The following is a 22,274-nucleotide window of genomic DNA, read 5'->3' as shown; positions in this document are numbered from 1 at the left end:
CCGGAGGCCCTCGTCTTGCGCAATATCCTGCTGTTCGTCCTGTTCCTGCTGGCTGTTTTCTACGTCCGTCGCGCACTGCAGCCTGGCCCGCGACGTGAGGAGGGACGCGACTCCGTGCCGGAGCAGGGGACGAGCCAGCCCCCGGCGGGTGAGATCGAGCAGATGGTGGCCTGCGCCCATTGCGGCGTGCATGTGCCGGAGAGCGAAGGTGTGACGAGCGACGGCCACTTCTTTTGCTCGGAGGAACACCGCCGCCTCGGCACCCGCCCGTGAGCGCCGGTTCTGCTCCCCTGGCGAGCCAGTTCCAGCCTGGCGACGACCGCAGCCAGCCGCTACGTTATCTCAACCTGTTCCGCTTGGTGCTGGCCGGGATTTTCGTTGTGACGGGGCGGGCGCTGCAACTTGGCAGTGACTCCCCGACCCTGTTTTTCGGCGCCGCCTTCGCTTATCTGGCGGCGGTGCTGATCCTCGGCTTCCCGGACGCCGCCCGTCTGCTCGGCATGAATCGTCTGGTGACGGTGCAGGTGATGGTGGACATCACGCTGCTGACGCTGATCATGTGGGCCAGCGGTGGCTATCGCAGCGGCATGCCGATCCTGATCCTGGTGGCGCTGGCCGGCGCCGGCCTGGTCGGGCAGGGGCGCATGGTGCTGTTCTATGCTTCCTATGCGACGCTGGCGGTGCTGCTCGAGAACACCTCCCGCCTGTTGTCGGACCGGCCTATGACGGACTTCTTCACCGTCGGGGTGACTTGCATCGGTTTCTTCGCCATCGCCCAGGTGGCGCGCCTGCTGGCCCTGCGGGCGATCGCCAACGAGAACCTGGCTCGCCAGCGGGGGGAAGACCTGGCCAGCCAGCTACGCCTGAATCGGCAGATCATCAAAGACATGCAGGACGGTGTGCTGGTGGTTGGCGAGGATGGCGCCGTGCGCCATTACAATCCCCAGGCCGCGGCCTTGCTCGGTCCGGCACTGCAGGAGGGGGCTGTGCTGGCGGTCTGTGCGCCAGCCCTGGCGCGGGAGCTACAGCGCGGTGGGCACAAGGATGATTCGGCACGGCGCATCCGTGCCGAACTGACAGGCAAGATGCTGTTGCTCCGCCTGCTCCCTGCCGGGGAGGCCGGCGAGACATTGATCTACCTGGAGGATTATGACCGCACTCATCGCCAGATCCAGCAGGTCAAGCTGGCGGCACTGGGGCGCCTGACCGCCAGCATCGCCCATGAGATCCGTAATCCGCTGGCATCGGTGTACCAGGCGGCAGAACTGCTGCGCGACGAGAAGCGCAGCGACATGCAGGCCCGCCTGATCCGCATCATCGGCAACAACGCGCAGCGTATCGACCGCCTGGTCGGCGACGTACTGGCCCTCGGCCGGCGCGATGAGGCGCTGCCGGAAGCCCTGCCGCTGCGGGATTTCGTGGACGAGTTCCTGGAGGAGTTTGCGGTGGCGAACGCCAGCGACGCAGCGGGGCTCGTCGTCAATCGGATCGGGCCGGAACTGCAGATGGCGATGGACCGCACCCACTTGCGCCAGATTCTGTGGAATCTTGTGGGTAATGCGCGCCGCCATTGCAGTGGTCAGCCGGCTGCGGTGACAATCACGGCATCGCCTTGCGATGACGGTCGCGTGGCGCTGGACGTGTCCGACGATGGCCCGGGGATTCCTGAGGAGCTGCGGACGCAGGTCTTTGAGCCTTTTTTTACTACCCATTCGAAAGGGACCGGTCTGGGGTTGTATATCGCCCGGGAGCTGGCCGAGGCCAACGGCGCGGTGCTCGAATTGTGCCGCGACGAGCCTGGCACTTCGCCCGCCGGCGCCCATTTCCGCATCACTGGACGCGTGAAACCATGATCCAGCCTGAAAGACGGGCCCGCTCCGGCGGGCCGGATGTCCTCATCGTCGACGATGAGGACGACATCCGAGAACTGCTCGAACTCACCTTGTTGCGCCTCGGCTTGGTCAGCGATGGCGCTGCCAACCTGGCGGAAGCCCGGCGCCTGCTCGGCGAGAAGCGCTATCGCCTGTGCCTGACCGACATGCGCTTGCCCGACGGCGACGGTCTGGAGCTGGTGCGCTACATCTCGGAAAACATCCGCGATCTACCCGTGGCGGTGATCACCGCTTTCGGCAGCATGGACAACGCGGTGACGGCGCTCAAGGCCGGTGCCTTCGACTACCTCGCCAAACCGGTTTCCATCGACCAGCTGCGGGCCTTGGTGAAATCCGTCTTCTCGGTATCGGTCAAGGACGGTGAGGCTAGGCAGAAGGACAACTCCAGCCTGATCGGCGATTCGCCGGCGATGGTGCAGGTACGCTCGCTGATCGAAAAACTGGCCAGGAGCCAGGCGCCGGTCTTCATCTCCGGCGAGTCCGGCAGTGGCAAGGAGCGCGCGGCCCGGATGATCCACGAACTGGGCCCCCGTGCGGCGGCGCCCTTCGTGGCGGTAAACTGCGGTGCGATCCCGGAAAACCTCATGGAGAGCGAGTTCTTCGGGGCGAAGAAGGGCGCGTTCACCGGCGCCGACACGGACCGGGAAGGCTTCTTCCAGGCCGCCCACGGCGGCACCCTGTTCCTTGATGAGGTCGGCGATCTACCGCTGGCGATGCAGGTCAAGCTGCTGCGGGCGATCCAGGAGAAGAAATTCCGCCGTCTCGGCGATACCGCCGAGACGGCGGTGGATGTGCGCATCCTCAGCGCCACCCACCAGAATCTGAAGGCCATGGTGGAGGCCTCGCGCTTCCGTCAGGATCTGTTCTACCGCCTCAACGTCATCGAACTGCGCATGCCGGCGCTGCGCGAGCGCAGCGAGGACATCCCGCGCCTGGCGGAGATCCTCCTCGAACGTCTGGCCGAGTCGTCGGGCTTGCCGGTGGCGACGCTCAGTGCCGGGGCGGTGAAGGCGCTCTGCGACTATTCCTTTCCAGGCAATGTGCGTGAACTGGAGAACATACTCGAGCGGGCGCTGGCCCTGTCCAGCGGGCAGATGATCGAGGCGGACGACCTCCTGCTCGATCCGGCTGACATCGGTGAGAGCAGTCCGGCTGCCGCTGCGGCTCCGGCCGGTACCGACCTGCAGGATTACCTCGATCAGGTGGAGCGCCATGCCATCGAGGAGGCGCTGGAGAAGTCCGGTGGCAATCGTACCGCGGCGGCCCGCTATTTGGGGGTGACCTTCCGTTCCCTGCGCTACCGCCTGGAGCGGCTGGGCATGAAGGAGTGATGGACGCCGAGGCATCGACGGCCGCGGCGGAGCCGGATGCCGTCCAGCGGGTGGTCAAAGTCCGCCGCGACTACAACGCCTGGGTCGCCCGCGAAACCATTGAGGATTATGCGCTGCGCTTCACTCCGCGCAGCTTCCGGCGCTGGTCGGAATGGCGGGTCGCCAACACAGCCTTCGGCGTGGCTTCCTTCCTGGTACTGGAGGCCGTCGGCGCCACGTTGTTGGTGGATTACGGTTTCAGCAACGCGCTGTGGGCGATCCTCGCCGCCGGGCTGATCATCTTCCTGGCTGGCTTGCCGATCAGCGTTTATGCGGCGCGCTACGGCGTGGACATGGATCTGCTGACCCGTGGCGCCGGCTTCGGCTACATCGGCTCGACGCTGACGTCGCTGGTCTACGCGTCCTTCACCTTCATTTTCTTCGCCCTCGAAGCGGCGATCATGGCCTACGCGCTGGACCTGGCCTTCGACATCCCGCCGGCCTGGGGCTATCTGCTGTGCGCGGTGGTGGTAATTCCGCTGGTCACCCACGGTGTGACGGCGATCAGCCGCCTGCAGGCGCTGGACCCAGCCCCTGTGGATCCTGATGCTGGTGGTGCCCTACGTCTTCGTCTTCAGTGAACGCCCGGACGTGCTGCACGGCATCATGTCCTATGGCGGCGAGCACGGCGCTGGGGCGGATTTCGACATGCGGGCCTTTGGCGCCGCGCTGACGGTGGGCATCGCGCTGATGACCCAGATGGGCGAACAGGCCGACTACCTGCGCTTCATGCCCGAGAAGACGCCGGCCAACCGCGGGCGTTGGTGGGCTGGGGTGCTGGTCGGCGGGCCCGGCTGGGTGCTGCTGGGGGTGGTCAAAATGCTTGGCGGCGCGCTGCTGGCCTATCTGGCGATCAGTAACTCGGTGCCGGCGGATCGGGCGGTGGACCCCAACCAGATGTACCTGGCCGCCTACGAATACGTGTTTCCGGGCCTGCACTGGGCGGTGGGGGCGACGGCGCTGTTCGTTGTCGTGTCCCAACTCAAGATCAACGTCACCAACGCCTACGCCGGCTCGCTGGCGTGGTCGAACTTCTTTGCGCGGCTGACCCACAGCCACCCGGGGCGGGTGGTGTGGGTGGTCTTCAATACGTTGATCGCGCTGGTGCTGATGGAACTGGATGTGTTCCAGGCCCTCGGCAAGGTGCTCGGCTTGTACGCCAACGTGGCTATCTCATGGATGATGGCGGTGGTCGCTGATCTGGTCGTCAACAAGCCGCTGGGCCTGTCGCCGCCGGGCATCGAGTTCAAGCGCGCCCACTTGTACGACGTCAATCCGGTGGGCGTCGGTGCGATGGGCATCGCGTCGGTTCTGTCGGTGGCCGCCTACCTGGGCGTTTTCGGGCCGGATGCGGCTGCCTTTTCGGCGCTCATCGCGCTGGTTGTTGCCTTCGCCACCGCGCCGCTGATCGCCTGGATCACCGGCGGGCGCTACTACATCGCGCGGCGGCCGGCACCGTCCGTGGCCGGCGGAGCCCGCTGCTGTGCGATCTGCGAGCGCGAATACGAGGCTGACGACCTGGCCCATTGCCCGGCCTACCAGGGGGATATCTGCTCCCTGTGCTGTTCGCTGGACGCCCGCTGCAATGACCTCTGCAAGCCCGAAGCACGCCTCTCGGCCCAGTGGTCGGCGGCGATGCGGCGCCTCCTGCCGCGCTCCGCGTGGCCTTACCTGGAGACCGGGCTCGGCCACTACCTGCTGCTGATGGGTGTCATCGCGCCGGGGCTGGCGCTGTTGATGTGGTTGCTGCAATACCACGGGCTCAGCCTGCTCGGCGCCAGCGCGCCGGAGTTCGCGCCGGCCCTGCGGCTGGCTTTCCTGAAAGGTTATGCGGCGCTGTTGCTGCTGGCCGGGCTGGTGGTGTGGTGGCTGGTGTTGACTCACAAGAGCCGCCAGGTGGCCCAGGAGGAGTCGAACCGCCAGACCCATCTGCTGATGCGCGAGATCGACTCCCACCGGCGCACCGACGAACAATTGCAGAAGGCCAAGCAGGTCGCCGACCTGGCCAACCAGGCCAAGAGCCGCTACATCACCGCGATCAGCCATGAACTGCGCACGCCGCTGAACAGCATCCTCGGCTATGCGCAGATTCTCGACGGGGACGATTCGATCCCGGTGCACCGGCGCCAGGCGATCAACGTGATCCGCCGCAGCGGCGACCACCTGCTGTCGGTGATCGAAGGCACCCTGGACATTGCGCGCATCGAGGGCGGCAAGCTGACCCTGGACGTGAAACCGCTGGATTTCCGTGACTTCGTGGGGCAGATCGTCGGTATGTTCGAGTTGCAGGCGCGCAACAAGGGGCTGGAGTTCCGATTCGAGCCGAAGGGTGAGCTGCCGGCCTTCCTGCGCGCCGACGAGAAGCGCCTGCGCCAGATCCTCATCAACCTGCTGGGCAACGCGGTGAAGTTCACCGCCAGCGGCCACATTAGTCTGCGCCTCGCCTACCGCATGGAGATGGCGACCTTCGAGGTCGAGGATTCCGGGCCGGGCATCTCGGCGGCCGAGATCGAGCGCATCTTCGAGCCCTTTTCCCGCGGCAGCTCGGCCCAGGGCGCCAGCGGGGCAGGGCTGGGGCTGACGATCAGTCGCATGTTCGCCGACGTGATGGGCGGCGAGCTGACGGTGAACAGCGAACTTGGCGTTGGCACCACTTTCCGCGTGCGCCTGTTCCTGCCCCAGGTCCGCGACGAGCTGGCGACGCGTCAGCTGCCGCGACGCAACCGCCTGGGCTACCGCGGCGAGCGGCGACGCATCCTCATCGTGGACAACGAGCGGGTGGACCGGGAGTTCCTGATCACCTTGCTGGAGCCTCTCGGCTTCGTGCTGGCCCAGGCGGCGTCCGGGCATGAATGCCTGAACCTGTTGCCAGAATTCCGCCCCGACCTGGTATTCATGGACCTGGCGATGCCGGGCATGGACGGTTGGGAGACGGTGCGCCGCCTCCGCGCCGGGGCCCAGGCCGCGACGCCGGTGGCGATCATCTCGGCTAATGCCTACGAGCGCGGCCTGCACAGCGACGACAGTGATCTGGGTATCGGTGCCGCCGATTTCATCCTCAAGCCGGTGCAGGTGAACGAACTGTTGGACTGGATCGGCCAGCGCCTAGGCCTCGAATGGCTGGAATCCGGGGACGAACAGCCCGTCGTCGCGCCGCCCGTCGGCTGGATCGCACCGCCGGCAGCGCTGCTGGAGCCTTTGGCCCACCAGGTTGAGCTCGGCTACGTGAAGGGCATCCTGGCCCGCCTGGTCGACATCGAAGCGGCCGATCCGGCCTATGCCCCCTTTGTGGCCGAAGTCCGCGAGCTGACCCGTGGCTTCCACCTCGACGCCATTCCACCGCTGCTGGAAAAAGCCCGCCATGCCTGATTTCGACCGGCTCAATTCCGACCTCGTGCTGATCGTGGACGACATTCCGGAGAACCTCTCGGTGCTTCACGACGCCCTAGACGAATCCGGCTACACGGTGCTGGTCGCCACCAACGGCGAGACGGCACTGCAGCGGGCGCGCCAGAGCCTGCCCGACGTGATCCTGCTCGACGCGATGATGCCGGGCATGGATGGCTTCGAGGTGGCGCGGCGCTTGAAGGCCGACTTCACGACACGCCATATCCCCATCGTCTTCATGACCGGGCTGACGGAGACCGAGCACGTGGTGGCGGCTTTTGCCGCCGGCGGTGCGGACTACGTGACCAAGCCGATCCGCCCGCAGGAGGTGCTGGCCCGCATCGCCGCCCACATGCAGAGCGCCCGGCTCATGAAGCAGGCGCGCAGTGCGCTGGACGCCTTCGGCCAGGCGACGTTGGCCATCCGCCCGGAGAGCGGTCGGGTGGTGTGGCAGACGCCGCTGGCCAGAAAGTTGATGCAGACCTATTTCGAGGGCGTGGAAGGCCTCGAGGACCAGGCGCCGCCGTCGGTGATGGCCTGGGTACAGTCCTCCGGCCGTGCCCGTGGCGAGGGCCGGGAGTTTCCGCCGCTGTCTTTGAACCAAGGCGCGCGCCGGCTGATCTTCACGCTGCACGACCGGACCGGCGACGACGAGTGGCTGGTGAGCCTGCGCGAGGAGTCCGATGCGGCGGTGCTCGACGCGTTGATGGGGGCCTTCCGCCTGACCAACCGCGAGGCTGAGGTGCTCTATTGGGTGATCAAGGGGAAGACAAGCCCAGACATCGGCGAGATCCTCGGTTCCAGCCCACGCACCGTCAACAAGCATCTGGAGCACGTCTTCGCCAAGCTGGGTGTCGAGAACCGCACCGCGGCGGCGTCCGTGGCGATGGCGCGGATCCGCAGCGGCGGAGCCGGCGATGGCTAGTGTGGGCGTTCAGGCCGGGACCGCGCCGCGTTCGGCCTCGCTGCGCAGCAGGCGGGTGATGTTCACGGCGGGTTGCGGTCGGGCGAGCAGGTAGCCCTGCATCACGCGGCACTGGCGTTCCAGCAGGAAGTCGCATTGGGCTTCGGTCTCCACGCCTTCGGCGACCACGTCGAGGCCCAGATCGCGGGCGATCGACAGCGTGGCAGTAGCGATCGCGGCGTCTTCCGGGTCGCCGGGCAGGTCCTGCACGAAAGAGCGATCGATCTTCAGGCGCGTCAGCGGCAAGCGCTTGAGATAGGACAAGCTCGAATAGCCGGTGCCGAAGTCGTCCAGCGCCAGACCGACGCCCAGCTTGCGCAGCGTGGCGAACTGCTGCTCCGTTTCGCAGCTGGGCTGCATCAGCGCGCTTTCCGTGATCTCCAGCTCGATGCTGCTGGGCGGAATGTTCCAGTGGGTCAGCGCATGCTGGAGTCGGTCGATGAAGCCTGGGCGGCGGAACTGCAGGGCCGAGATGTTGATGGCGACGGTCAGCGCCGGCAGGCCCGCATCGCGCCAAGCGGCCTGCTGGCGGGCGGCCTCGTGCAGGACCCAGTCACTGATGGCGTGGATCAGGCCGGTTTCCTCGGCGAGGGGAATGAACTCGCCCGGCAGGACCCGGCCGCGATCGGGGCTGTCCCAGCGCACCAGGGCTTCGACGCCGATCAGCCGTTTGCCGGGCATCTCCCACTGGGGCTGGTATTCGAGGACCAGTTCGTTGCGTTCAATGGCGCGTCGCAGTGCGTTCTCCAGCATCAGGCGCGCGTAGGCACGGCTGTTCATCTCGGACGTGAAGAAGCGGAAATCGTTGCGTCCCTCGTTCTTGGCGTCGTACATGGCGGTGTCGGCATGCTTCAGCAGCACGTCCACATGGGTGCCGTTGTCGGGCGCCAGGGCGATGCCGATGCTGGTGCTGACGGTGAGATCCTGGCCGTCGATGTCGAAGGGCGTGAGCAGGCTGTCAATCAGCTTGCGGGCGACGGTGGCGGCATCTTCCGAGCGGGACAGCTGGGGGAGCAGCACGACGAATTCGTCGCCACCCAGACGGGCCAGCACATCTTCATCGCGCAGGCATTGGGACAGACGTTTGGCAGCGGCCGACAGCAGGCGGTCGCCGGTCGGATGGCCGAGGGTGTCGTTCACCTTCTTGAAATTGTCAAGATCGAGGAATAGCACGCCGACGCAGGTATGGTTGCGCCGGGCGAAAGCGAGTGCCTGCTCGGCGCGGTTGATCCACAGGCTGCGGTTGGGCAGGCCGGTCAGGGTGTCGTAGTGGGCCAGATAATGGATGTGAGCTTCCGCGGCCCGGCTTTCCGAAACGTCCTGCACCGTGCCGCGCAGGGTACGCATGCCATTGCTGGCCGGCGTGGCTTCGATGCTGACATGCACGATGCGGCCGTCCCTGCCCGGGCTTGTCAGGCGCATGTCCAGATTTGCGCCGGGCTGCCCTTGCTGAACGCTGTCGAGGGTGTTCTGCAACCGCAGACGGTCCTCCGGGTGGATGGCAGCCAGGAAGTTCTGCAGGGTACTTGGGGTGTCGGTCGGTACGCCGAGAATGCGGTACAGCTCGGCAGACCAGTGGTTGCGGTCGTTCGCCGGGTCGGCTTCCCAGCTGCCGAGGTGGGCGATCCGCTCGGCGTGGGTAAGCATGGCCTGTTGGTCGATCAAGCGACGGCCCGCGTCGGCCAGTTCGATGGTGCGCCGATCCACCAGCTCTTCAATGCGGCGGGCGCGGCCCGTGGTGGCCAGCAGGAAAGCGCCCAGTGTGCCGATGCTCAACAGGCCGATGGCAAGAAGGGTCCAGGCTTCCCAGCCCCGCTGGCGGAAGGAGTAACTCGGATCGGTGCTGAGGGTCAGAGTCCAGGACTGACCGCCGAACTCTATGGGCTCTATCCAGGGGGTCAGTCCGTCGGTGCCGACAGCGCCCGCCAGCGGACAGGATTGGTGGCCGGCGAGATGGTTGCCGACCGTCTGGCCGCCTACATTTTCGGTCAAGCAGTACTGGATGCCGGGGATCTCATGGCCGCGCAGGGCACTGACCACGCTTTCTTCTACGCGCAGGGCGACGAAGACGAAACCGTCTAGACTGGCCGGCGGAGGCAGGCCGCGGTGATTGGCCCGTTGGTACAGCACGACGCCGGCCATGCCCTGCGTCTCCTGGGTGAGCTCGAAGGCCCTGGAGGCCGCAGCCTGGCCGTCGGCACTGGTGCGCTGCATGGCTTCCGCGCTGGCCGGAATCGTCGATACATCGACGCCGAAGACGCGCCGGTTGGACTCCAGCGGGGCGACAAAACGGACGGGGTAATACTCGGCGCGGTCACGGGCCGGGTACAGCTCGCTGGCAGCTCCGCGATCGAGTATGTGGAAGTCGCTAACGCCCGTCGCACTGCGTGCCGCCTGTTCGAAAGCTGTGCGTTGGGAGCCCTGAACGCGGGGAATCCAGCCGATGGCCTGGATGCCGCCGAGGCGGGTCAGCCATGAGGCGGCGAACTGCTGGAAGCCCTCGTCATCCAGATCCGGTGCGGCGACCATCACCCGTTCGGCGGATTGCAGGACCGACTGATAGTTGGCCAGGCGGCTGGTCAGCAGATTGGAGATGAAGTGGGCGTCACTTTCGAAACGGGATTGAAGGCGCTGACGCTCCCATTGGCCGATCTGGATTTCCAGACCGACCAGCAGGATCAGTGCGGTGCCCATGGGAATCACGAGACCCAGGCGGCGAGGTGCCCAGTCCCCCTGCGGCTGCCCCCAGAAGGCGAAGATCAGCGGGCATGCGATAAGAATGCCGATGGCGTCGCCGGCCCACCAGTTCCACCAGCTGAAGATGGCATCGTGTTCCGGGACCGAGCCGAGCAGGGACAGGGCTCCGACGCCGATGCTGGCACTGATCAGGCAACTGAGCGGGGCGGCGACGAAGAAGAAGCGCAGGATGGAGCCGGCGCTGTCGAGAGAATTGGGAAAGCCGACCCAGCGCCGGATCAGCGCCACGCCGGCGAAGGCCTGTAGAACTGCGCCGGCGCCGACGCACAGGGGCATGATCCAGTTGATCCCCCCGAGTCCCGCACGTGTGACCGCCTCCACGTTGGTGATGGCTGCACCGAGAAAGATGGCCGGCCAGATGCGTCGGCCCTTGATGAGCATGGCGGCCAGGGCGATCCCTGCGGGGGGGTAGAGCGGTGCGACGTAGCCGGGCGGGATCGCTATATGGAGTGCGATCAGGCCGCACAGCGCATAGGCGACGGCAATTCCGGCGAGTTGCTGTATCCGCTGGGAGAAAGGCATTGGCTGTCTGCGGTATCAGGTTGCTGGTGTCGAAAGCCGATGGCGGTCAAGGGCTGTTCTGTGCGAACCCGGGTTCCGTGCGGCAAGTCGGCGTCATTGTAGCGTTGCCGGATTTTCCTGGTGGAGCACTACTGTCGGGCTGCTGTGGTGTACTCCGCAGCCGCTGCATTAATGCGGCTGGCGAGTATCATCGGCCGTCCTCAATTTGTTTCTGTGATCGATTTCGGGAGCCTTGATGATGTCTTCGTTCAATTTGGCGGACGCGACCCTTCTTGCGTTGCTGGCCGACGATGTGTCCTGCGGTGATCTGACCACGGCGTCGCTGGGTATCGGCGGGCGAGAAGGGCGGGTGGCCTTTCGCGCGCGGGGCGCCATGACGGTATGTGGATCGGAGGAGGCGACACGCCTTTTTGAGCTGGTCGGGGCGCGGGCGCGTCTATGGGTGCCGTCGGGGACTCACGTGGAGGCCGGTCGTCTGCTGCTTGAGGCCGAAGGGGGAGCCGATTCCCTGCACGCCGCGTGGAAAACCGGACAGGTTCTGATGGAGTGGGCCAGCGGACTGGCAACGGCGGCCGCGGCCATTGTCAAAGCGGCGGAGGCGGGGGGGCGACGAGTCGCGGTGGCCTGCACCCGGAAGAATGTGCCGGGTGCGAAAGCCATGTCGGTGAAGGCCGTGCGTGCCGGTGGGGCGACGATCCACCGTATGGGTTTGTCCGAATCCTTGCTGGTGTTTGCCGAGCATCGCCTGTTCCTGAGCGAGACGCCGGCGCAGACTGTGGCCCGCTTGCGAGCCCGGGAGCCGGAAAAGAAGATCGTCGTCGAGGTCGGTGGTGTTGAGGAGGCTGCTGAATGGGCCCGAGCGGGGGCTGATGTGCTGCAACTCGAGAAGTTCTCCGTCGAGCAGGTGGCGGAGTGTCGGCAATGGGTGCATGAACGCGTCTCCAACGGACGCGGAGCGCCGCTGCTTGCCGCCGCCGGGGGGGTGAAGGCGGAGAATGCGGCGGCCTTCGTGGCGGCCGGTGCCGATCTGCTGGTGACGTCCGCGCCCTATACCGCGCCGCCCGCGGACGTCGCCGTCTGTTTTGAACTGCCGTTGGCATGAGTCGTCGTCTCCGGAGGTTCTGTCTCCGGCTCCTGTTGCAATGCGGTAGTATCTCGGCCCCAAGCGTGGCGGGACGTCTCCGATGACCGGCCCCCTGGGGCGCCCGATTGTGGCAATCCGCAGTCGGCAGTGAGTTCCAGGGGCGGATCGGTGGATCCGTCGGAGATGTCTCAGGAGAGCCGTATGAGTACAGTGCTTGCCTCCGGGCAAGAGAAGCAGTCCCGTATGCAGGTCCTGCCGGTCGCTCTGGCGGCGATGGGGGTGGTATTCGGCGATATAGGCACCAGCCCCTTGTACACGATGAAGGAAGTCTTCAATGGCCCTCACGCCGTGCCGGTTACCCCGGACAACGTGCTGGGCATCCTGTCCCTGGTGTTCTGGGCGCTGACCATCGTCGTGTCTCTCAAGTACGTGGTCTACATCATGCGGGCCGACAACCGGGGCGAAGGCGGCATCATGGCCCTGACGTCCCTCGCCCTGCGCACCAGCAAGTCGCCACGCCTGGGCGCCGCGATGGCCGGCCTGGGATTGTTCGGTGCCGCCTTGTTCTACGGCGACGGGGTGATCACGCCGGCCATCTCGGTGCTGTCGGCGGTGGAGGGGCTGGAGGTTGTGACGCCGGCCTTCAAACCCTATGTGCTGCCGATCTCGCTGCTCGTGCTGACCGGCCTGTTCGTCATCCAGAGCAAGGGAACCGCCCGGGTCGGTGCAGTGTTCGGCCCGGTGATGCTGTTCTGGTTCACGACCCTCGGTGTGCTCGGGGCGATGAACGTCACCCGCCACCCCGATGTGCTGCGCGCCATCAATCCCGCCTACGCGGTGAGTTTTTTTGCCAATAACCATTGGCTGGGCTTCCTCGCGCTGGGCGCGGTGGTGCTGGCGATCACCGGTGGCGAAGCCTTATATGCAGACATGGGGCACTTCGGCCGGCGCCCGATCAAGGTCGCGTGGTTCGGCTACGTGTTTCCGGCCCTGTATCTCAATTACCTGGGGCAGGGCGCCCTGATCCTCGACAATCCCGCGGCGGTATCCAATCCCTTCTACCTCCTGGTGCCACAGCCCTTGCTGCTGCCGATGGTCGGTTTGTCGACACTAGCCACCATCATTGCCTCCCAGGCCGTGATCTCGGGGGCCTTTTCGCTGACCAAGCAGGCCGTGCAACTGGGCTATTCACCACGGATCCACGTGATCCACACCTCCGACAAGGAGATGGGGCAGATCTATGTGCCCAATGTGAACTGGTTGTTGCTGGCGGCGGTGGTCGCGCTGGTGATCGGCTTCCGCTCATCGAGCGCATTGGCCTCGGCCTACGGCATCGCAGTGACGCTGACGATGATGATCGACACGGTGCTCGCCTTCGTAGTGGTGCGCGCCTTGTGGCGGTGGCGTTGGGCGCCGGCAGTGGCCTTCCTGGCCTTGTTCTTCACAGTCGATTTCGGCTTCTTTGCCGCCAACAGCGTCAAGATATTTGATGGAGGCTGGTTCCCGCTGGCGATGGGGCTGGCGGTCCATACGTTGCTGATGACCTGGAAGCGCGGGCGTGCGCTGCTATCGGAGCGCATGCGGCAGGACACGATGCCGCTCGACCTGTTTATCCAGTCCATGTTCCATGATCCCCCGCTGCGCGTTCCGGGAACTGGCGTATTCATGACCACGGCGCCCGACGGGGTGCCCCGTGCGCTGCTGCACAACCTGCTGCATAACAAGGTATTGCACGCGCGGGTCGTGTTGGTAAACGTGGTGACCGAGGATATTCCCTATGTGCAGGTTGCCGACCGGGTCAGGGTGGAGGAGCTGGATTTCGGCTTTTACCGGGTTTTCGTCCGCTATGGTTTCAAGGACGATCCGGACATCCCTGCCGCGCTGGCCATATGCGAGGACCAGGGCTTCGCCTTTGAGCTGATGGAATCTTCGTTCTTCCTGGGGCGGGAGACGCTGATCCCCAGGACTGGGGCCTCTCTCGGCCTGTGGCGGGAGCGGCTGTTCATCCTGCTGTTCAGAAACGCGCACAGTGCCGCCGATTTTTTCTGCATCCCGGCCAATCGGGTGGTTGAATTTGGTACCCAAATTGAGCTTTGATAATTTTTGAGTTTATACGAATGTCATTTTTTAGGAGTCGTCTGGATCTGTTGCTTTAAAAATGAAATAAGTGATAATTTTTTTTATTTTTAATAAAATCAAGAAATTGATTCAATTCTAAGAATGCCTTTCATATAATTCTGGCTCTCGTTTGAGCCCGTTGTGGGCATCGAATTCGTCGAAAAGTACTTCTCCCCGTGACGGGCATCACGGGTGTTTCGAGCGTCTGGGGCTATCGTGCTGAAGCGCAAGGTTTCACGCATTTGGCAAATTTGCAGTGCACAATCGGCATGACCTTCACGCCGTCTTCATAGATAATGTGCTGCTTTTTTCTGGGGTGTGAGTGCGTCTGCGTTTGATGGCTTCATCTAATTTGCATGGGCGGCCGTATTGCAAGATCGGCCGGAGCTCGGAATGCTGAAACTCTTCAATCATTACGTACCTTCCAACACTGTGCTGCAGTTGTTGTTCGATGCGCTGTTGCTGTTTGTCGCGGTGATTGTCGTGTTCCTGGTTCAGGACAAGGTGGATGGTGCGCTCCTGTTCTCCGTCGTGCCATCCGCGCTGATGTTTGCTGCGGTGATGATGATGCTTAATGGGGCCCTCGGTCTCTATCGCGTTAGTTTCAGTGGCGAATGGCGTGAAACCGTGATGCGGGTGGTCATTTCCATCGTGCTGAGCGTTCCGGTGGCGTATGGTGTGTTTCGAGTGTTGCCGTGGGGGGTTTTCGCCCATGATGCGATAGAGCTTAATGTCATTGCCCTGTTGGGGTTGGTGGTCGCCGTGCGGGGAGTTGCAGTTCGACGTGCAGGGGCAGGGGTTTTGGTCAAGAGAATCATGGTTATCGGGACGGGGGCGGATGCCGTCGCAGTCGAGCACGCACTGACGCATCCCGCCAATGCCAGCCTGCAGGTAGTGGGGTTCTACCCGGCAGGCAGCAATGATGAAGTGAGGGTCGACCCGAAGCGGATCGTCCATTTCGATGGCAGTCTTCTGGCTGCGGCCAATGAGCTGCGCGTCAATGAGATCATCGTTGCGCTCAAGGAGCGTCGGGGGGGGGTGATTCCGCTCCGCGAATTGCTCGATTGCAAAATGGCCGGCATCAAGGTTCTGGATCTGTCCAGCTTTTTCGAGCGGGTGCGAGGTCAGGTGCGAATCGACTCCCTGCGAGCCAGCTGGCTGATTTATGGGGAAGGCTTCCGTCAGGGCTGGGGGCGTACGCTGGTGAAGCGGATCTTCGATATCGTGGCTTCTCTTGGCCTGCTCCTCCTTGCCGCGCCGGTCATGGTACTGGCTGCGCTGGCTATCGTGATTGAGGATGGAGCCCCGGTGCTCTATCGCCAGGAACGTGTCGGTCTTGGCGGTCGGCTGTTCAAAGTCACCAAGTTCCGCAGTATGCGTCGGGATGCCGAGCGGGATGGCAAGCCGCGCTGGGCCGCGGCCAACGACGACCGGGTCACACGCGTCGGTCGCTTCATTCGGAAGGTGCGTATCGACGAGCTGCCACAGCTGTTCAATGTGTTGAGGGGAGATATGAGCTTGGTCGGGCCGCGCCCCGAACGTCCCTTCTTCGTGGACCAACTGACCAAGGACATCCCGTTCTACGCAGTTCGTCATTGTGTCAAGCCGGGTGTGACAGGCTGGGCCCAGGTTCGTTACCAGTACGGTTCGTCTGTCGATGATGCGATCAACAAACTGCAGTACGATCTCTACTACGTGAAAAACCACACGCTGTTTCTGGACACCGTAGTGTTGTTTGAAACTGTTCGAGTGGTTTTGACGGGTGACGGAGCGCATTGATCGTTCTATCGCGTTGTTTTCACCCCTGACGGAATGACATGCTGTGCTCCCGCCAAGCGGGGGCACATGCCTTTTTGTTGAGAACTGATGGAATCCGTCCTGTCCCAAGTATCGGTCTGGAGTTACGCGTTCGCGGCCATCGTCCACGCGGTATTCGGACTGTATCTGGCGGTAGCCTGGAAGAAGGGACGGCGTGGAGCCTTGTTGATTGCCGCAGCGGCGGGCGGAGCCCTGTGGGCAGGGGCTAACTGGGCATTCTCCGTTTCAGGCTGGGGGTGGTTGTTCCAGCTGGCTAATTTTTTTGATGTACTGCGCCTTGCCGCTTGGTTCGGCTTTCTTGTTGCTTTGCTGTCCCAGTCGTCCGCCGACAGCGAAATAGATGAGTTGCCACGCTGGCCTGCACCAGGGGCATTGGCCGTGGTGGCCCTTGCTGCTGGCGGAGTCTTCTGTTTCAGCTTGGGAGTGCCGCTTTATGGCACGCCAATGCGTACTTGGGCTGCGACATCATTGATGTCCTCCGTGTTCGGGCTTGTTCTGCTCGAGCTTTTCTATCGTGCTGTACCTGAGCGCTATCGTTGGGGCATCAAGCCGCTGACGCTTGCCTTGGGTAGTCTGTTTGCCTTCGATGTGTATCTGTATGCGGATATGCTGCTGTTCAGCCGCATTGATCCGGTTACCTGGAGTGTTCGTGGCTTTGCTCATACGCTGACCATTCCTTTGCTGGCGGTCTCGGCGTCCCGCAATCCGGATTGGACGCTGCGTGTTTCCTTATCTCGCCACGTGGTTTTCCATTCGACGGCGCTGGCCGGCTCTGGTCTGTACTTGTTGGTGATCGCCGGTGCTGGTTACTACATGCGTTATTTCGGCGGGGAGTGGGGAGAGGCTCTTCAGTTGGCGCTGCTCTTCAGTGGCATTCTGTTCCTCTGTGTGCTGATCGTTTCGGGGGCATTCCGGGCTCGCCTGCGGGTTCTGCTGGCCAAGCATTTCTTTGCATATCGCTACGACTACCGAAAGGAGTGGCTGAGTGTGACTCAGGCCTTGTCGGTGGCGGGGGATGGGTTGAGTCTTGGTGAGTCCGTGGTCAAGGCGCTTGCAGATCTGGTCGAAAGTCCTGGAGGGGGTGTCTGGCTTTGCGATCTGAATGGCATCTACGGCCAGCAGGCGCGTCTCAACATGCCGGATTATGGCGTGCGCGAGCAGGCCGATTCCGAGTTCTGTCGGTTCCTGCTGGAGCGGGAATGGGTGGTGAATCTGCAGGAAATGCGCAGTGGGCTGTCATCCGGAGCCGGTTTGCCTATGCCGGTTTGGGCGTCGGAGCTCTCGGATATGTGGTTGATCGTGCCGCTGATTTCCTCGGGCGTGCTGGTGGGATTCGTGATTCTCCTGACGCCTCGAACGCCCGTAGATGTGAATTGGGAAGTGCTTGATCTGCTCAAGATGGCGGGGCGGCAAGCCGCCGGCTACATTGCACGGATGCAGGCTGCCGAGGCCTTGATTGAGGCGCGTAAGTTCGATGCGTTCAACCGTATGTCCGCCTTCGTTGTCCATGATTTGAAGAATCTCGTGGCCCAGCTCTCGCTGATGTTGCGTAATGCCGAGCGTCACAAGGACAATCCGGAATTCCAGGCGGATATGCTGGAAACGGTGAAGCATGTGGAAACACGCATGCGGGGGTTGATGGCTCAGTTGATGGAGAAGACCCCGATCAACCAGCGTCGTCCTGTCCAGATCGGAGGGGTGGTCGAACATGTGCTGCAGTCCAAGCGATTGTTCAAACCCAGTCCCAGGTTACTCGGCGCCCTGCCGGACCTAGCTGTCTTGGCCCATGCTGAGCGTCTTGAGCGAATACTCGGTCATATAGTGCAAAATGCTCTGGACGCGACACCCGAGCATGGTAGTGTGTCAGTCGGGCTATCCCAGGAGGGTAAGTTTGCCTGCATTACCGTTCGGGATAGCGGGTCAGGCATGTCGGCCGCTTTCATTCGGGAACAATTGTTCAAGCCGTTCCAGACGACCAAAGCCAGCGGCATGGGGGTCGGAGCCTATGAGGCGCAGCAGTACGTGAATGAACTTGGGGGAAGCCTAACGGTGCAGAGCGAGGTGGGGGTGGGATCAAGATTCGAGATCCGCCTGCCGCTCGCGGCGTAACCCCAGAATGCCGGTAACGAAGCATTGGCTGAGTAGTCATATGAGCGAGAAACGCAGGACTTTGTTGATCGTCGAGGACGATCCCGCGCTGCAAAAGCAGATGCGTTGGGCTTTCGATCAGTATGAAACGGTGGTCGCCACCGATCGAGAAGAGGCTATTGTTCAACTGCGGCGCCATGAGCCGGCCGTCGTGACGATGGATCTTGGGCTGCCGCCGGCCCCCGACGACGTGACCGAGGGTTTCAAGCTGCTGGGGGAGATTCTGGCGCTGGCGCCGGATACCAAGGTTGTAGTACTGACGGGCCAGCACGACCGGGAGAATGCAGTTCGTGCCGTGGGAATGGGTGCGTACGACTTTTTTGCGAAGCCCTTCGAGCCCGAGTTGCTGTCTCTCACTTTTGATCGGGCATTGCGCCTGTACGATCTGCAGCAGGACAACCGCAAGCTCAAGATTCAGCAGGGCAGTGCACTGGCGGGCGTGATCACGCGGGATCCCGGTATGCTGCGGGTGTGCCGCCTGATCGAGAAGGTTGCGTCGGCAAACGTCACGGTAATGTTGCTGGGTGAAAGTGGAACCGGTAAAGAGGTGCTGGCTCGCGGTTTGCATGAGCTTTCTCCGCGTCGCAATGAGCGTTTCGTCGCCATCAACTGTGCCGCGATCCCCGAAAATCTGCTCGAGAGCGAGCTGTTTGGTTACGAAAGGGGTGCATTCACCGGAGCGGTGAAACAAACGCTTGGCAAGATCGAAGTCGCTAACAAGGGCACTCTGTTCCTTGATGAGATCGGTGATTTACCCATGCCTCTGCAGGCCAAGTTGTTACGCTTTCTGCAGGAGCGGGTCATCGAACGTATCGGCGGTCGTGAGGAGATTCCGGTCGATGTGAGAATCGTCTGTGCGACGCATCAGGACGTAAAGGGGCTCATCCAGGCCGGTCGCTTCCGGGAGGATTTGTATTACCGGTTGGCTGAAATCGTGGTTGACATCCCCGCGCTGCGGGATCGGGATGGGGATGCGGTTTTGCTGGCTCATGCCTTCGTGCAACGTTTTGCCGGTGAACATGGGCGAGGTGTGATGACACTCACTGATGATGCGGTTCAAAGTATCGAGTCGCATCGTTGGCCCGGAAATATTCGTGAGCTTGAAAATGCCATCAAGCGAGCGGTTATCATGGCGGATGCGAACTGCATTACTGCCGACGATGTCGGACTCGGCAAGAATGCGGACGAGGAGTTGGAGGCACTGAACCTGCGGGTTGTGCGCGAAGAGGCCGAACGTCGAGCGGTGGTCCGGGTCATGGCCCGGGTCAATGGCAATGTGGCCCGCGCGGCCGAGGTGCTGGGTATCAGTCGCCCAACCCTTTACGATTTGATGAACCGCTTCGGTTTGAAGAAAGAGATTTCAACGTGACCCAAGGATCCCCGCAGATGCGTTTCCCGTTCAGGCATGGTGCCAAGGTGCGAAGCGCCGCCATCAGCGCCCTGTGCGCCCTTCTTTTGACTGCTTGCGGGGCGAACCCCGAATCGATGCTGGCGTCTGCCAAGGAGTATCTGGCAAAGAACGACACCAACGCTGCGACGATTCAGTTAAAAAACGCGCTGCAAAAGAATCCCAGTCTTGCCGAGGCACGTTATCTGTTGGGTAAAGTGCATTTCCAGCAGGGGAATTACGCCGATGCCGAGAAGGAGCTCAAGCGGGCTCTGGATTTGGGATTTTCTCCTGATCAGGTGGTGCCGGTTCTGGCCGAGAGTCTTCTGTTTAGTGGCCAGGGCGTGCGGGTTCTGACCGAACTTCATGATCAGAAGCTGTCCCAGGCTGAGGCGCGGGCATCTTTGCTGGCAACCGTCGGGTTGGCACAAATGACCCAGGGCAAACGTGATGAGGCGGTTCAGGCTTTCGAGGGGGCGCTCAAGGAGTTTCCCAGCTATCCCCAGGCGCGTGTCGGTCTGGCCAGAGTGAAGGCGAGTGGCCGCGACCTGCAGGGCGCGCTGGCAGATGTCGATGCGGTCATCAAGGACGCTCCCAAGTTGCCGGAGGCGCACGCATTGCGCGGGGAGCTTCTGCTAGGCTTGAATCGGCCCGAGGAGTCCATTCCCGAGTTTGAGGCAGTTATTGCCGCTCGACCGACGGATCTGCCCGCCTACCAAAGCCTGATTTCACAGCTTCTGCGCAGCAATAAGCTCGATGTTGCGCAGAGCAAGGTCAAGGATTTGAAGAAAGCGGTGGGGAATCATCCCCTGGCGCTCTATATCCAGGCCTTTATCGATCTGCGGAACGGGAAGAGTAAGGAGGCATACGAAGGGGTTCAGCAGGTTCTGCGCGTTGCGCCGAATTACCCCCCGGCGCTATTGCTTGCCTCAAGTCTGCAACTGCAACGGCGCGACTTCGGTCAGGCGCGGGACAACCTGAGCAAAGTTCTCGAAAAGGCGCCAAACTTGCCTCTTGCGCGACGTCTGCTCGTCGCATCCCATCTTGGGTTGCAAGAGCCGGTAAAAGCTCTGGATGCCTTGCAGCCCCTGTTGAAGGATCATTCCGACGATATCGCCGTTCTCAGCTTGGCAGGGCAGGTCTATGCCATGAATGGTGATTTCACGCGCTCAGAAGAGTATTTCCGCCGTGCAAGTGCGGCTGATCCGAAAAATGCCCAGTATCGGACCCGCCTCGGGGTTTCCCGGCTTGCTGCGGGGGAAACCGAGAGGGCCTTCCAGGATTTGGAGGCTGCGTCGGCTCTGGACGCCGATAACTCCCAGGCGGACATTGCGCTGATCATGGCTCATCTGCGTCGCGGTGAAAGTGCCAAGGCGATGGATGCGGTCAAGGGCCTGGAGAAGAAGAAGCCGAACGATCCGGTGACCTTCAATATGAAGGGGGGCGTGTTCATGGCCAGCAAGGATGTGGCCGGAGCGCGCAAAGCTTTTGAACGGGCACTGGAATTGAAGCCGGATTTCCTTCCGGCCCTTGGCAATTTGGCCCGTCTGGATATCAGCGAGAAGAATCCGGCTGCTGCGCGCAAGCGCTACGAGGACTTCCTCAGCAAGAACAAGAAGATTCCAGAGGCGTACATGCAGTACGGAGAGCTTCTGGCTCTGACCGGTGCCTCGACCAAGGAAGTGCAGGCCGTATTGGAAAAGGGGTTGGCTGAACTGCCGAGTTCCTTGCCGATCCGTGTTGCGTTGGTGCGCATGCTGGTCCAGCTTGGGGACGCCAAGCGTGCCTTGCTACTGGCCCAGGAGGCCGCTGCATCGGCTCCGGAAGATCCCATAGCTCTGGAGCTACTTGGCCGATCGCAGGTTGCAGCCGGTGAGCTGCAGCAGGCTATCGCAACCTTCTCCAAACTCGTGGATAAGCAGCCCAATTCGCCCAATGCCTTGCTGTCCTTGGCCGATCTTCAATCGTCGGTGAAGGATAGTACGGGTGCAGAGCAATCCTTGCGGAAAGCTCTTGTGATCAAGCCCGACAGCATCGAGGTCCAGCAGCGTCTAATTGCCATCCTTGTCAATACAAAGAGGGGTGAGGAGGCCGTGCATATCGCGAAGAACGTCCAGAAACAACAGAGCAAGTCCGCGGTGGGTTTCGTCCTTGAAGGTGATGTCCAGTTCGCGTTGGGCCGGAAGAACGAAGCCGTGGCGGCGTATGGCGAGGCGTTCCAGCGCGACAAGTCAGCTCAAGCGGCCGTCCGGCTGTATGGATCCAAGGTTGCTGCGGGGCAGTCCCAGGAAGCCAGCAAGCTGGCTTCGGACTGGATCAAGGCTAATCCGAAGGATCTCACGCTACGCAGCTATATTGCGGAAAGCAATCTGGCCGCCCAGAAGTACGATCAGGCTGTTCAGCAGTATCGCCAGATGCTGGAGATTGCTCCGAAGAACCCCATGTTGTTGAACAACATGGCGTGGGCATTGGGCAAGTTGAAAGACAAGAGTGCTCTTGGCGTTGCACAACAGGCCGTCAATTTGGCACCCAACAGCCCGGTTGTGCTCGACACCTATGGCACGCTGCAGCTTGAAAACGGAGATGTTGGCAAAGGGGTTGAGACCTTGAAGAAAGCGGTCAGCCTGGGGCCCAATCTACCTCAGTTGAGATTGAGTCTCGCTCGGGCACTGATCAAATCTGGCGATACGGGAGGGGCTCGCAAGGAGCTCGACCTTGCGTTGAAGAATGCGCCGGAAAAGACGGCAATCCGTATCGAGATCGACAAGTTGCGAGCTTCGTTGTAACGGTTCTCACCATCTGGCAATAAATATTTCAGGAACGTGAT

13 protein-coding genes are annotated in these 22,274 nt (G+C 62.5%); 12 read left to right on the top strand and 1 reads right to left on the bottom strand.

The window, feature by feature from the left end:
* Positions 1-15 precede the first annotated feature (15 nt).
* Genes AC1PPK_RS20540 through AC1PPK_RS20515 form a run of 6 tightly spaced genes read left to right on the top strand, consistent with a single transcriptional unit; the run spans position 16 to position 7,574 of the window.
* Entirely contained in the window at positions 16-273 is a 258-nt protein-coding gene (locus AC1PPK_RS20540) for a PP0621 family protein (protein WP_481114862.1), read from the top strand.
* Positions 270-1,853 carry a sensor histidine kinase gene (locus AC1PPK_RS20535; RefSeq protein ID WP_481114861.1) on the top strand — a complete coding sequence of 528 codons (1,584 nt, stop codon included), beginning with the start codon at positions 270-272 and terminating at the stop codon, positions 1,851-1,853. The genes AC1PPK_RS20540 and AC1PPK_RS20535 overlap by 4 nt, the downstream gene beginning before the upstream one ends.
* Entirely contained in the window at positions 1,850-3,223 is a 1,374-nt protein-coding gene (locus tag AC1PPK_RS20530) for a sigma-54-dependent transcriptional regulator (RefSeq protein WP_481114860.1), read from the top strand. The genes AC1PPK_RS20535 and AC1PPK_RS20530 overlap by 4 nt, the downstream gene beginning before the upstream one ends.
* Positions 3,223-3,843 carry a purine-cytosine permease family protein gene (locus AC1PPK_RS20525; protein ID WP_481114859.1) on the top strand — a complete coding sequence of 207 codons (621 nt, stop codon included), beginning with the start codon at positions 3,223-3,225 and terminating at the stop codon, positions 3,841-3,843. The genes AC1PPK_RS20530 and AC1PPK_RS20525 overlap by 1 nt, the downstream gene beginning before the upstream one ends.
* Complete coding sequence (locus AC1PPK_RS20520) at positions 3,809-6,631, top strand: ATP-binding protein (RefSeq protein WP_481114858.1); 2,823 nt, start codon at positions 3,809-3,811, stop codon at positions 6,629-6,631. Before AC1PPK_RS20525 ends, AC1PPK_RS20520 begins: the two co-directional genes overlap by 35 nt.
* The gene (locus AC1PPK_RS20515) at positions 6,624-7,574 is read left to right on the top strand and encodes a response regulator (protein ID WP_481114857.1); all 951 of its coding nucleotides are present in this window, start codon (positions 6,624-6,626) and stop codon (positions 7,572-7,574) included. Before AC1PPK_RS20520 ends, AC1PPK_RS20515 begins: the two co-directional genes overlap by 8 nt.
* A gap of 9 nt (positions 7,575-7,583) precedes the next feature.
* Here the strand turns inward: AC1PPK_RS20515 and AC1PPK_RS20510 are convergent, their stop codons facing one another.
* A complete protein-coding gene (locus AC1PPK_RS20510; RefSeq protein WP_481114856.1) occupies positions 7,584-10,892 on the bottom strand; it encodes an EAL domain-containing protein in 3,309 nt (1,102 codons plus the stop codon).
* Positions 10,893-11,127: 235 nt separating this feature from the next.
* On the opposite strand from AC1PPK_RS20510, the gene modD reads away from it, so the two are divergent.
* The 6 genes from modD (at position 11,128) to prsT (ending at position 22,233) form a co-directional block, all read left to right on the top strand.
* The gene (modD, locus tag AC1PPK_RS20505; RefSeq protein ID WP_481114855.1) at positions 11,128-11,994 is read left to right on the top strand and encodes a ModD protein; all 867 of its coding nucleotides are present in this window, start codon (positions 11,128-11,130) and stop codon (positions 11,992-11,994) included.
* A gap of 183 nt (positions 11,995-12,177) precedes the next feature.
* Positions 12,178-14,073, top strand: coding sequence for a potassium transporter Kup (locus AC1PPK_RS20500; RefSeq protein WP_481114854.1), 1,896 nt, complete (start codon positions 12,178-12,180; stop codon positions 14,071-14,073).
* 414 nt (positions 14,074-14,487) lie between these two features.
* Positions 14,488-15,873, top strand: a complete 1,386-nt coding sequence (locus AC1PPK_RS20495; protein WP_481114853.1) for a TIGR03013 family XrtA/PEP-CTERM system glycosyltransferase — start codon at positions 14,488-14,490, stop codon at positions 15,871-15,873.
* An 87-nt stretch (positions 15,874-15,960) separates the two neighbouring features.
* Positions 15,961-18,021, top strand: a complete 2,061-nt coding sequence (prsK, locus tag AC1PPK_RS20490) for an XrtA/PEP-CTERM system histidine kinase PrsK (protein ID WP_481114852.1) — start codon at positions 15,961-15,963, stop codon at positions 18,019-18,021.
* Positions 18,022-18,061: 40 nt separating this feature from the next.
* Positions 18,062-19,429, top strand: a complete 1,368-nt coding sequence (gene prsR / locus AC1PPK_RS20485) for a PEP-CTERM-box response regulator transcription factor (protein WP_481114851.1) — start codon at positions 18,062-18,064, stop codon at positions 19,427-19,429.
* A 17-nt stretch (positions 19,430-19,446) separates the two neighbouring features.
* Positions 19,447-22,233, top strand: coding sequence for an XrtA/PEP-CTERM system TPR-repeat protein PrsT (gene prsT, locus AC1PPK_RS20480; protein WP_481114850.1), 2,787 nt, complete (start codon positions 19,447-19,449; stop codon positions 22,231-22,233).
* Positions 22,234-22,274 lie beyond the last annotated feature (41 nt).

This window comes from Zoogloea sp. JDB1, from assembly GCF_056724025.1.
The sequence above is the reverse complement of the archived record's forward strand: the minus strand, read 5'-3'. Positions and strand labels throughout refer to the sequence as shown.